Source organism: Candidatus Amarolinea dominans (assembly GCA_016719785.1).
In the GTDB taxonomy this organism is placed as follows: Bacteria; Chloroflexota; Anaerolineae; order SSC4; family Amarolineaceae; genus Amarolinea; species Amarolinea dominans.
On the sequence record JADJYJ010000020.1, the window covers coordinates 100,103 to 112,505 of the forward strand.

Annotated in this window: 12 protein-coding genes and 1 pseudogene; 12 read left to right on the top strand and 1 reads right to left on the bottom strand. The window is 65.0% G+C overall.

Going from position 1 to position 12,403, the window contains the following annotated elements:
- Positions 1 to 246: 246 nt before the first annotated feature.
- The 8 genes and pseudogenes from IPM84_19550 to IPM84_19585 all read left to right on the top strand — a co-directional run bounded on the left by IPM84_19550 (position 247) and on the right by IPM84_19585 (position 7,742).
- The gene (locus IPM84_19550) at positions 247 to 525 is read left to right on the top strand and encodes a hypothetical protein (protein MBK9094916.1); all 279 of its coding nucleotides are present in this window, start codon (positions 247 to 249) and stop codon (positions 523 to 525) included.
- A 25-nt stretch (positions 526 to 550) separates the two neighbouring features.
- Positions 551 to 1,174 (top strand): hypothetical protein, encoded by a 624-nt coding sequence (locus IPM84_19555; GenBank protein MBK9094917.1) that lies wholly within the window; start codon positions 551 to 553, stop codon positions 1,172 to 1,174.
- Between the two features lie 7 nt (positions 1,175 to 1,181).
- A complete protein-coding gene (locus IPM84_19560) occupies positions 1,182 to 1,736 on the top strand; it encodes a hypothetical protein (GenBank protein MBK9094918.1) in 555 nt (184 codons plus the stop codon).
- 316 nt (positions 1,737 to 2,052) lie between these two features.
- Positions 2,053 to 3,924, top strand: coding sequence for a hypothetical protein (locus tag IPM84_19565; protein ID MBK9094919.1), 1,872 nt, complete (start codon positions 2,053 to 2,055; stop codon positions 3,922 to 3,924).
- A 251-nt stretch (positions 3,925 to 4,175) separates the two neighbouring features.
- Positions 4,176 to 6,002, top strand: coding sequence for a caspase family protein (locus tag IPM84_19570; GenBank protein MBK9094920.1), 1,827 nt, complete (start codon positions 4,176 to 4,178; stop codon positions 6,000 to 6,002).
- 63 nt (positions 6,003 to 6,065) lie between these two features.
- Complete coding sequence (locus tag IPM84_19575) at positions 6,066 to 6,269, top strand: hypothetical protein (protein MBK9094921.1); 204 nt, start codon at positions 6,066 to 6,068, stop codon at positions 6,267 to 6,269.
- A 95-nt stretch (positions 6,270 to 6,364) separates the two neighbouring features.
- On the top strand, positions 6,365 to 6,631 hold the full coding sequence (locus IPM84_19580; GenBank protein ID MBK9094922.1) for a hypothetical protein: 267 nt from the start codon (positions 6,365 to 6,367) through the stop codon (positions 6,629 to 6,631).
- Positions 6,632 to 6,682: 51 nt separating this feature from the next.
- Positions 6,683 to 7,742 (top strand): annotated as a pseudogene (locus IPM84_19585) (caspase family protein).
- A 56-nt stretch (positions 7,743 to 7,798) separates the two neighbouring features.
- Here IPM84_19585 and IPM84_19590 read toward each other — a convergent pair.
- Entirely contained in the window at positions 7,799 to 8,191 is a 393-nt protein-coding gene (locus IPM84_19590) for a hypothetical protein (protein ID MBK9094923.1), read from the bottom strand.
- A gap of 7 nt (positions 8,192 to 8,198) precedes the next feature.
- Here IPM84_19590 and IPM84_19595 point away from each other — a divergent pair, with 7 nt between their 5' ends.
- The 4 genes from IPM84_19595 to IPM84_19610 are packed head-to-tail and all read left to right on the top strand — an operon-like array spanning position 8,199 to position 12,358.
- Positions 8,199 to 8,783, top strand: coding sequence for a hypothetical protein (locus IPM84_19595; GenBank protein ID MBK9094924.1), 585 nt, complete (start codon positions 8,199 to 8,201; stop codon positions 8,781 to 8,783).
- Positions 8,780 to 11,620 (top strand): hypothetical protein, encoded by a 2,841-nt coding sequence (locus IPM84_19600; GenBank protein ID MBK9094925.1) that lies wholly within the window; start codon positions 8,780 to 8,782, stop codon positions 11,618 to 11,620. The genes IPM84_19595 and IPM84_19600 overlap by 4 nt, the downstream gene beginning before the upstream one ends.
- Positions 11,617 to 12,018, top strand: coding sequence for a hypothetical protein (locus IPM84_19605; protein MBK9094926.1), 402 nt, complete (start codon positions 11,617 to 11,619; stop codon positions 12,016 to 12,018). Before IPM84_19600 ends, IPM84_19605 begins: the two co-directional genes overlap by 4 nt.
- 37 nt (positions 12,019 to 12,055) lie before the next feature.
- Positions 12,056 to 12,358: a hypothetical protein gene (locus IPM84_19610; protein ID MBK9094927.1), complete on the top strand. Its 303-nt coding sequence runs from the start codon at positions 12,056 to 12,058 to the stop codon at positions 12,356 to 12,358.
- Positions 12,359 to 12,403: the final 45 nt, after the last annotated feature.

Below are 12,403 nucleotides of genomic sequence, written 5' to 3' on the forward strand. Positions count from 1 at the left end.
GTCGAGTTCATCTGTAATATACCTGTTCGTTATGATAATTGACCCGTATAATACAGATAATCCGTTCGCCTGTCAATGGCACGCTCTCCCCTTCTCCCCTTCTCCCCTTCTCCTCTTCTCCCCCTCTCCGCCTCTCCCCTCTGCGCAAACCTGTGACATGGAACACTCTGTGAAATCTTTCATGAAACGCTTTTGAAGCGGTGGCTGTGCTATGCTGCCATGCAAGTCCATGTGGGGAAATGAGCGATGTCACTTCAGCACGAACGCCCCCCTTCACACCTGTTCGCTGTGCGCCTGTGGCGCGAAGACCTGGGCGACGGCCAGGCTGAGTGGCGCGGGCAGGCAATCTACGTGCCGAGCGGTGAGACGCTCTTCTTTCGGGACATGGCTGAGCTGGCCGATTTCATGCGGCGGTTCATCACACCGGCGGCGCCTGTGAATGATGAACATTTTTCTGAATCGGATGACCGCACGATCATCCCGGATCGCCCCCGTGACGTTGAGCCGATAGGCTGTCAATCATGAATGCGAACGCAAGGAGGAACTGGAAATGGCTACGAAAATTCGTTGGACAACTGTGTTGGTAATGACGATCCTGGTGCTGCTGGTGGGAGCATTTTCCGCCGCAGCGTCCCCTGGCCTGCCGCCGGCCGCACCGGCCGGTCCGCGTGAGGCTCGCCCCCTGGCCTGGGGCGCCGGCGCAGCCGTGCCCACCGCCGGCTGGCTGATGGGCGGCGCCTCTGTGGACGGCTGCACCTTCTACGCCGTCGGCGGCAACACGCCTGGCAGCGTCGCCGTGCCCAATGTGGATCTCTACAACCCCGCCACCGACGCGTGGACCTCGCGTGCGCCCATGCCGATGGGCCTCTACGGCATTCAGCCGTCGGCAGTCGGGACGCGCATCTACGTCGTGGGAGGCTACGCCGATATTTCGACCGGCCTGTACGCCGTCACGTCCACGCTCATCTATGATTCAGGCGCGAACAGTTGGTCATCCGGCGCGCCCATTCCGGTGGGGGATCTTGGCATCGGCACCGCCGCGCAGGCCGCCTACAACGGTAAGGTCTATGTCATGGGCGGCGACGACGGCGACTACAATTCTAATTCCACCAACTACGAATACACCATCGCCACGGACTCCTGGACGCTGCGTGCGTCCATGCCGACCGCGTGAAAACAACGTGGCTGTCACGCTCAACGGCAAAATCTACGTGGCCGGCGGCGCGCAGGGAGCTGACCCGAACTACGCCGGCATGACGGCGTTCGAGGCCTACGACCCGGCGACCGATAGTTGGGCTACGCTGGCGCCCATGCAGGTGGCGCGCGTCTCGCCGGGCATCGCCACCGACGGCGCCTATGTCTACATCTACGGCGGCACCGATAGCCTGGGAGCGACCTTCTCCAGCCTGGACAGCGCGGAGCGCTACAACCCGGCGACCAACACCTGGAGCTACGTAGACCCCATGACGCAGTCGGCCGCGGGCATGGTCAACGCCTACGCCGCGGGCCGGATTTGGGCGGCGGGTGGCCTCAATTCCGTCGGCGGCGCCTACACCCGCATTTCCACCAATCAATACCTGGTCGTCGGCGCGAACAACTGTCAGCCCACGGCCGTGCAGTTGGCGAGCCTCGCTGGCCCGTCCGGCCCGCGCCTCGCGCTGCCTCTATGGCCGCTGGCGCTGCTGGCGGCCGCGGCCGGCCTGCTGGTCGCACGCCGCACCGTGCGCAACCGCTAGTCGCATCGGGCCTTGTGCCCCGGCGCTGACCTGGCGCCAGCTCGTCTGCGCCAGGTCAGCGTGTGAGTGTCCTGACAGATTGCTTGCCGTAGATCAAGCACACTGGCGACACCATTTCCGTTGAACCATACTGCAAGCGGGCGTAACTGCTCAGCCAGGCAGTGAGAATGGTCTCGATAGCGCCCAGAGTGCCCCCCTGCCCCCAATCCTGGGGGAGCCGAATGCTTTTCCCCCAGGATTGGGGGGCAGGGGGGCCGCCTGAGCAGTTACAGTCTATTCCCGCTTGCAGTATACCATCGCAAGGAGGATTACCAGCATGAAACAGTACAACAACCGCTTTCTCGAGCATCTCAAGCAGACCGGCGCGGCGTTCGACGACGCCGGTCCCAAGTACGGTGTGCGCATCGAACCGGCCGACGTGGCTGCCGGCGAGACTTACTGGCGTGCGATAGGCGTCCATCACCTGACGCCGGAGGAAAATCAGGCCAACTACACCATTTTCATCGAGGCGCTGGACGAAAGCGGTCAGCGCGTGGCCGGGGCGCCGGTGTGGGCCGGCTGGACCTGGGACGGCCGCCAACCTGATGAAGAAGCGAACCCTCAGCCGCTGGACAAAGGCGCCAATGAGCCAGCCGGCAACATCCCGGTGGACAAGGGGCAGGTGCTTTCGGTCTGGATCGCCGGGCCGAGCGCCAGCGCTGCGGACAAGAGCGATAGGGTGACCCATCTGCACACGGACCATGATGACGAGCGCGGCCCTGGCGGCGAGCTGTGGAATTCACGCTTCCATCATTCGTTCTACGTGGTTTTTCAGCGCACGCGCAAGGCCGCCGACGCGCCGCCTGCCGGGTCATTGCCTGAGGGCGTGAGCGTGCAGTTCCGCGCCGAGCCGGACGCGATCAAGCCGGGCGGATCGGTTACGCTCCGTTGGGATGTGAAGGGGGTAGGCAAGGTTTTCCTGGAAGTGCAGGGAGGCGACGCGCAGGAAACGCACACCGTGGCGCCCACGGTGACCACCACCTACCTGTTGCGCGTTTTTCTGCGCGACGGCAGCCGTCATGACTTCCCGGTGACGGTGAAGGTTGACGGGGGGGAGTCGCCGCCCGAGCCGCCGCGCAACCCGCCCGGAACCACGCGACCGCCCACGGTGCGCCTGACGGCCGAGAACACCGCGCATCTGCGCACCTATCCGCGGCCGCCGCAGGATAACGGCATTGGCCTGCACTTCCACACCGATTTGCGCGACGAGTTCATCGCGCGCACGATTGGACATCTCAAATCCATCCGCGCCACCTGGACGCTGATCCATGCGCTGGACGAGCTGCAGGCTGAGCGCGCGGCGCGCGCCTGTTTCCGCGCCGGCATCATGCCCGTGGTGCGCATCGGCAACCCCATAGACAGCATTGTGGATGCCGCGGCCTACGTCGAAGGGGTGCGCAAGGCTTTGCACGGCAGCGGCTTTGCGCACGATCCGGCCCGGCCGCCGCTCTATGTGCAGGTTTTCAACGAGCCAGAGGACGATCGCGAATGGCGCAGCCAGCAACGACCGTCAGATTGGGTGCAGGCCTTCGGCTCCAACTGGGCGCGTGCGGCCGTGCGTGTCTACGATGCCGGCGGTTATCCCGGCATTCAGGTCTTGGATCGGCCCGGTTTCGACGCCGCGGTGGATGCGATCGCCAGCATGAATCGCAAGGACATCTGGGACCGCGCCTTCTTTGCGCACCACAACTACGGCGAGAACCATCCGCCGGCCTATCCCTATGATGCGCGCAATCAGGCCGACAATCCGGGGCACACCATTTTCGATGACTACATCTGCGCGCTCAAGTTCCTGGCGCACGCCGGGTGGATGCAGGAGCGGCTGGGCCGTGTCCTGCCGTTGATCGGCGGCGAAGGGGGTTGGCTGCCCGGCGGCGAGCAAGACAGGCGCTATCCCAAAGTCGAAACACCCCTGCACGCGCAGTTCACCAAAGAGATGTTCGAATGGCTGCGCACCGGTGTCCTCGCCAACGGCGAACCGCTGCCCGACTACCTGTTCAGCATCACCGCGTGGGTGGCAGGGTCCTGGATCTTCCCAGGCCAGAACTGGTGGGACAACTCCCTGATGCTGGACGGCAAACTAACTCAGACCATCGAAGCCGTGCAGAGCATCCCGGTCTTCGTGCGCAAGTTCAGTTGGGATCAGTAGACGCGTCCGCGCAGGGAAGGCGTTTTCTGCCACGAATTTCACGAATTTTCACGAATTGGTTTTTGTTTTCGTGTGAATTCGTGTCATTCGTGGCGAAAGAATCCTGGCGTTTTCTGCCACGAATTTCACGAATTTTCACGAATTGGTTTTGTTTTCGTGTGAATTCGTGTCATTCGTGGCGAAAGAATCCTGGCGTTTTCGCCAATTCAATTTTCACGAATTGGTTTTTGTACCAACGGGAGATGGGGCCCATGGCTCGCACGATTTATGCCCTCTTTGTCGGTATTGACGATTATTTGGGCGGGGTCAATCCGCTCAACGGCTGCGTCAACGACGTGACCCGCATGCGCGACCTGCTGGCCGCGCGTGTGACCGGCGCGGGCGACCGTTTCGCGCTCCGCCTGCTGGTCAACGAGCAGGTCACACGCAAGGGCCTGATCGAAGCCTGGCGGGGCCACCTGGGCCAGGCCGGGCCGGATGACGTGGCGCTGTTCTACTACAGCGGCCACGGCTCGCAGGAGCACGCGCCGCCGGAGTTCTGGGACTTCGAACCTGAGCGCATGAACGAAACCCTGGTCTGCCACGACAGCCGGGCGGCGGGCGGCTGGGACCTGGCCGACAAGGAACTGGCCCAGCTCATCAGCGAGGTGGCGGCCAACGGCCCGCATTTCACCGTGATCCTCGACTGCTGCCACTCCGGCTCCGGCACGCGCACTGCTGAGGAGATCACCGTGCGCCAGGAGAAGGCCCACCCCGGCGTCCGGCCCATCGCCAGCTACATCGTGACGCCGCAGCAGGTCGCGGCGCTGCAAGGCCAGGCATCGGGCGCAGCCAGCCCGGCCAGGCCCTGGGCCGCCATCGCCTCCGGCCGTCACATCCTGCTGGCCGCCTGCCGGCCGGAGCAGACCGCCAAAGAAACCTGGTTCCCCGGCCCGTCCGGCCTCGAAAAGCGCGGCGCCTTCTCGTTTTACCTGCAGGACACCTTGCAGCAGACGGGCGCGGCCCTGAGTTATCGCGACCTGTTCAAGCGGGTCAACGCCCTGGTGCAGGGGCGGGTGCCCGAGCAGGATCCGCAGATGGAGGCCAGCGAGCCGGCCGACCTGGAGCAGCCCTTCCTGGGCGGCGCCATTCCGGCTGCGCCGGCCGCTTTCACCCTGAGCGTCAACAAAGAATTGGGTTGGGTCGTAGACGCGGGCGCAGTGCATGGCATCCCACAGCCCACAGAGAGCGGCGAGACCACGCAGTTTGCCCTTTTCCCCTTCGACGTTGACCTCGCCCGCCTGCGCAGCCTGGAGCAGGCGATCGGCCAGGCCAGCGTGGTGCAGGTGTTTCCCGGGCAAAGCCTGGTCGCGCCGATGGGGCGCAGCGGCGTGCCCCTGAGCACCAAAACGACCTACAAGGCCGTGGTGACCAGCACCCCGCTGCCGCCGCTGGCCGTAGCCTTCGAGGGCGACCCGGCGGCATTGGGCCTGGTGCGCCGGGCGTTGGCCGAGATCAACGGGCCGGCCGCGCCTTCGCTGCTGGTGCGGGAGGGTGACGGTCCGGGGGCCGAGTATCGCCTGCTGGCCGATGCGGAGAGCGGGCGCTACCGCATCCGCCGCGCGGCTGAGGCCTTGCGCTTCGCCGTGGATACCCCTGGACTCGATCCAGACGGCGCCAGGCTGGTCGCCCAACGCCTGGAGCACATCGCCCGCTGGGTCAGCACCGCCCGGCTGACCAACCCGGCCACGGGGCTGGAGCGCGACGCCGTGCAGTTGGAGATTTACCGCGAGCGCGAGGGCGGCGAATTGGAGTTGCTGAGTACCTCTTCTGGGCTGCGGTTAGCTTACGAGCAGGTGGATGGGAAGTGGCGTTGGCCCCGAGTGCAGATTCGCCTGCGTAACGCCACGTCAGATCAGCGCTTCTTCTGCATGCTGCTGGACCTGACCGAGAGCTATCGCGCATACGCCGGTCTGTTGCCCAAGGGCGGCGTCTGGCTGGAGCCGGGCCAGGAAACGTGGGCGACCGTGCTGGTGCGCGGCCGGCTGCGCAAGACGATTGACCTGTACATCCCCGACGAACCTCTCGGCGGGGCGTGACCGGAGCAGCGGCGCGACATCCTCAAGCTCATCGTCAGCACGGATGAGGCCGACGCCACGCTCTTGCAGCAGGGCGAGTTGCCGGTGACGTTCGCGCCGACCACCCGCACGATACCCAAGCGCCTCAGCACCCTGAACCGCCTGATGGCCCGCGTTCACACTCGCGACTTCGGCGCCGCGCCCGGCAGCGACGAGGCGTTCAACGACTGGACGACGGTGGAGGTGGCGAGCATGGTCGTGCGGCCGGCGGAGGCAGGGGTGGTGTAACCCGTCAGCCATCAAGTCACGAGCCGGAACCAAATAACTCACACAAAGACACAAAGACACAAAGACACAAAGACCCGAATTTTGAGGAGATCACGATGAACATCAACATCAGTCGCGAAGCAGTTATTGACAACCCGCTGAAGAACAACCTGAGGCCCCTCCCCCACATGGATAGCGAGCCTGTCGTCGAAATTGCCCACAAGACAACGGTGCTCGTTCTGGATGGTCCGGTCATGTTCAAACACAAAGCGTTGGACATACCCTATTGGGTTGTGCGGGTCTTGGAGGGCGACCACAGGGATCGCGTCGGCTGGATGGCCGAGATCAATCAGACGGGGAAAGACACTCTCCGGGGAATTTAGCACAGACACAGGTTGGGCTGTGTGGATCAGCAAAGAGGACGACATCCGCCTATGACCAGCTTTACCCATTCCCTCGCCATCATCATCGGCATCGACGCCTACGCCAACGGCATCCCGCGGCTGACCACCGCGGTCAACGACGCGACGCGGCTGGCCGAACTGCTGGCCGATGCACACGGCTACGAGACGATCCTGCTGACTGGATCGGCGGACGGGCAGCCGGTGACGCGGGCGCGCCTGGCCGCGCTGTTCACCGAGGAGCTGCCGGCCCGCCTGGGCGAGGACGACCGCCTGCTGGTCTACTTCGCCGGCCACGGCGTGGCCCTGGACGGCGACGACGGCCCGCGCGGCTACCTGGTGCCCCAGGACGCCCGCCCCGGCGACTCGGCCAGCATGCTGGCCATGACCGACCTGCACGCCTGGCTGACCGCGCTGCCCTGCCGGCACATGCTGGCGATCCTGGACTGCTGCTTCGCGGGCGCGTTCCGCTGGGCCGCCACCCGCCACATGGGCGCGCTGCCCGACGTGATCTACCGGGAGCGCTACGACCGCTACCTGCTCTCCCCCGCCTGGCAGGTGCTCACCTCCGCCGCCTACGACCAGAAGGCGCTGGATGTGCTCAACGGCAAGGCCATCGGCGTGCGCGAGAGTGATGGCAAAGGCCACTCCCCCTTTGCCCAAGCCCTGATCGACGCCCTGGAGAAGGGCGAGGCCGACCTGGTGCCCAAGGGCCAGGGGGACGGCGTCATCACCGCCACCGAGCTTTATCTCTACCTGCGCGAACAGGTGGAGGTGCAGGCCGAGGAGCAGGCCAGCCACGAGCAGACGCCCGGCCTCTGGCCGCTCAACAAGCACCGCAAGGGGGAGTTCATCTTCCTGGCCCCCGGTCATCCGCTCAACCTGCCGCCCGCGCCCGATCTGACCGACGAGCCAAACCCTACCGTGGCCTGAAGTCCTACGACCAGCAGCATGCCCCACTCTTCTTCGGCCGCGGGACGAGATCAAGGAACTAACGGCGCTGGTGGAGCAGCAGCCCTTCCTGGCCGTCCTGGGCGCGTCGGGCACGGGCAAGTCGTCGCTGGTCAAGGCGGGGTGTTGCTGCGCGGCTTGAGGTTCGTAGTGACGACTTCAGCCGTCCCGCGCCCGCAAGAGCGACTGAAGTCGCTACTACGAACGAAGCCTACCGCGCCCCCCCCCATGCGGCCCACCGACCAGCCCGGTGCAGGCGTTGGAGCGCTGCTGCGCCGAGCCGAAGGCTTCGGTAGTCTGGTCGGAAGCGACGACGCCCTGGCGCAGATCATCGCCCGCTGGGTCGAAACCCATCCCGGCCAGCGGCTGGTGCTGACCATTGACCAATTCGAGGAGTTGGCCACCCTCTGCCGTGACGACGCCGAGCGGGAACGCTTCCTGCGACTCCTGGCCACAGCGGTTGAACAGCAGCCCGACGCCTTCCGCCTGATCATCACCCTGCGCACCGACTTCGAGCCGCAGTTCACCCATCGGCTCGCTGCGCAAGCGGGCCACCGAGGAGTACGATCGCCTGCCGGATACAACGCACAAGGATACCATGCAGCGGGTGATGCTGCGCATGGTGGCCGTGGAAGGCAGCGAGCTGGCCCGGCGGCGGGTAGCGTTGAGCGAGCTGGTGTACCCGACCGCCGAAGAGAACGAGCGGGTCAAGATGGTGCTCGACCGGCTGGTGGGGGTCCGCCTGCTGGTGCGCGGCACATCGGACAATCCAGACGGCACGAAAGGCGAGGCCTACGTCGAACCGGCGCACGATGCCTTGGTGCTGGCCTGGGACAAGCTGCTGCGCTGGAAGCAGGAGGCCGAGGAATACCTGCCGTTGCAGCGCCGGCTGGCGCAGGCGGCCAAGAGTGGAGCAAGGCCGCGCCCGATGCCAAGACCGGCCTGCTGTGGGACGATGATCCGCGGCTGCCGCAGGTGGAGGAGACGCTGTGGCCGACGGGCGGCAAGCAGCGGGGGCTGCGCGGACGCTTCCGCTGGGCGAAACAAGTGTTGGCGCCGAAGATCGGGGCGCCAGCGGAGACGAGGTGGCTCAACGGCGTGGAATTGGCTTTTGTGCAGTCGAGCGTTTGGGCGCGCACGGCGTTTTGGCGGAGGGTGGTTTCGATTACGAGCCTGGTGGTGATAGCACTCACCGCCATTACGATCTTTGCATTGGCACAGCAAAGTGAGGCCACAAAACAACGCAACGAGGCCAATATCCAGCGGGATAGTGCAGTGAGCGCCCAATCTACCGCCGTTGCCGAAAGCAATGTGCGCGCAACGGCAGAGGCGAATGCCCAGCGCTCTGCCAAGGCCGAGGCCACCGCTGCTGCTGACGCCAGACAGAAGCAGGCTGAGGCAGAACGCGAGGCAGCAATCGCTCGGTCGCGCCAGCTTGCCGTTCTGTCCGCCAAGGAGTTGGCTGATAATCACTATGAACCGGCCCTGTTGCTGGCTATAGAAGCCGGCCGCGCGACTGAAGACCACAAACCTGACGCAACCGAAGCATTCGATGCCATCCGGGTTGCCGTCGCCCATCCTGGCCGCAGCGCGGCGGTGTTCTATTGCCACACGGGCGACGTCTATCAGGCGACGTGGAGCCGGGATGAATCCCGGCTCCTCACCAGCAGCGGCGATGGCACCACTTGCATCTGGGACGCCGCCACCGGCAAGGAGCTGGTCGTACTCACAGGCCACACGCGACCTGTCGAGCAGGCGACGTGGAGCCGGGATGATTCCAAGATCCTCGCCAGCAGCGCCGACCGCACCGCCCGCATCTGGGACGCCGCCACCGGCAATGAGCTGGTCGTACTCACAGGCCACACGGACGAGATCTTTCAGGCGACGTGGAGCCGGGACGAATCCAGGGTTCTCACCAGCAGCGCCGATAACACCGCCCGCATCTGGGACGTCGCCACTGGCAAGGCGCTGGTCGTACTCACAGGCCACACGACAGACGTCGATCAGGCGACGTGGAGCCGGGATGAATCCAAGGTCCTCACCCGCAGCAACGACGGCACCGCCCGCATCTGGGACGCCGCCACCGGCAAGGAGCTGGTCGTACTCACAGGCCACACGGGCTCCGTCTATCAGGCGACGTGGAGCCGGGATGAATCCAAGATTCTCACCAGCAGCGGCGATAACACCGTCCGCATCTGGGACGCCGCCACCGGCAATGAGCTGGTCGTACTCACAGGCCACACGGACGAGATCTTTCAGGCGACGTGGAGCCGGGACGAATCCAAGATCCTCACCAGCAGGGCCGACCGCACCGCCCGCATCTGGGACGTCGCCACTGGCAAAGCGCTGGTCGTACTCACAGGCCACACGACAGACGTCGATCAGGCGACGTGGAGCCGGGATGAATCCAAGGTCCTCACCCGCAGCAACGACGGCACCGTCCGTATCTGGCAAGCCGCCACTGGCAAAGAGCTGGTCGTACTCCGCCACACGGCCCTCGTTTATCAGGCGACGTGGAGCCGGAACGATTCCAGGGTTCTCACCAGCAGCCGCGACGGCACCGCCCGCATCTGGGACGCCGCCACCGGCAAGGAGCTGGTCAGACTCCGCCACACGGCCGACGTCTGGAAGGCGACGTGGAGCCGGGATGAATCCAAGATCCTCACCGCTAGCAAAAACCGCACTGTCCGCATCTGGGACACCGCCGCCGGCTATGAGCTGGTCGTACTCACAGGTCACACGGGCTCCGTCGAGCAGGCGACGTGGAGCCGGGATGAATCCAATATCCTCACCCGCGACGCCGACGACACCGCCCGCATCTGGGACGCCGCCACCGGGAAAGCGCTGGTCATCCTCACAGGTCACACGGGCTCCGTCGAGCAGGCGACGTGGAGCCGGAATGAATCCAAGATCCTCACCTTTAGCGGCGACCGCACCGCCCGCATCTGGGACGCCGCTACCGGCAAAAAGCTGGTCACACTCACAGGCCACACGGACTCCGTCGAGCAGGCGACGTGGAGCCGGGATGAATCCAAGATCCTCACCAGCAGCGCCGACGACACCGCCCGCATCTGGGACGCCGCCACTGGCAAAGCGCTGGTCGTACTCACAGGTCACACGGGCCCCGTCGATCAGGCGACGTGGAGCCGGGATGAATCCAGGGTTCTCACCAGCAGCCGCGACGACACCGCCCGCATCTGGGACGCCGCCACCGGCAATGAGCTGGTCGTACTCACAGGCCACACGGACATGGTCTATCAGGCGACGTGGAGCCGGGATGAACGCAGGTCCTCACCCGCAGCGACGACGACACCGCCCGCATCTGTGACGCCGCCACCGGCAATGAGCTCGTCGTCCTCACACGCCACCCGGACGAGATCTTTCAGGCGACGTGGAGCCGGGATGAATCCAAGGTCCTCACCCGCAGCGACGACGACACCGCCCGCATCTGGGACGCCGCCACCGGCAATGAGCTGGTCGTACTCACAGGCCACACGGACGAGATCTTTCAGGCGACGTGGAGCCGGGATGAATCCAAGGTCCTCACCCGCAGCGCCAGACCGCACCGCCCGCATCTGGGACGCCGCCACCGGCAATGAAATTTCGGTCGTACTCACAGCCACACCTTGTGGGTCTATCAGGCGACGTGGAGCCGGGACGAATCCAAGATCCTCACCAGCAGCGCCGACCGGACCGCCCGCATCTGGGACGCCGCCACCGGCAATGAGCTGGTCGTACTCACAGGCCACACCGACTGGGTCTATCAGGCGACGTGGAGCCGGGATGAATCCAAGATCCTCACCAGTGGCGCCGACGGCACCGCCCGCATCTGGTACGTCCAAATGGCGGATCTTGTGGCGGCCACCTGTCGCCGTGCGCCGCGCAATCTCTCGTGGGACGAATGGAATCGTTGGATCAAGGGCAACTACCGGCCCACCTGTGTCGAAGCACCGCTACCTCCCGATGCCATCGCGGCGATTCAAGCCCAGGTCGCGGCGCAGGCCCGGGCCGGGAATGTGATCACAGCCACGGCAACGCTGGATCAACTCAACGGCTGGCTGCGTGAGAACGGCCAATTCTCAGCCTTCGGGAAGGATGTTGAGTCTTGGAGCGCGCTTTGCTGGTATGGCGCCGCCTGGAACGAGGCGGCCCTGGTGCTCGACGCCTGCGAGACGGCGGTCAAGCTGGCGCCCAAGGATGGCCACGCTCGCGATGGCCGCGGCCTGGCGCGCGCATTGACGGACGATGTGTCGGGGGCGATCGAGGATTTCGAGTTTGCGGTGCAGAGATGGACAGAGGCCGGCGCTGACGCCTCGCTCATCGCCTCGCGCACCGCGTGGATCACAGCGCTGCGGGCGGGCAAGGCTCCGACGGAGATTTTTGACGCGGCGACGCTGGAGAAGCTGAGAGCTGAATGAGTGTACCGCTCATCCTGCGAAATATGGAGGCCCACCCATGACCCTCACCACCTACCGCAACTTCGACCTCCTCATCACCCGCGCGGGCGCGCGCTATCGCGCCTTCGTGGTGGACGCGCCCGCCGGCGAGGCCAGCTTGGTCTTCGACCTGCCCTTCGCGCCGGATGAGATCGCCCACCTCGGCGGCCTGGCGCGGCGCGTACCGCAACGTCCGTCAGATGACTGGTACATCCAGACCTCACCCTGGTCGGCAAACGCCACGCGAGGTTCTCGAGATTGCGCATTCGTGTTCATTGAAAGTGGAAGACTGGCAGATAAAACAGAACTTAGTTCCATTTGAGATACTATTATTTGTGGAACTATTTTACATGGAACTAATTATGTG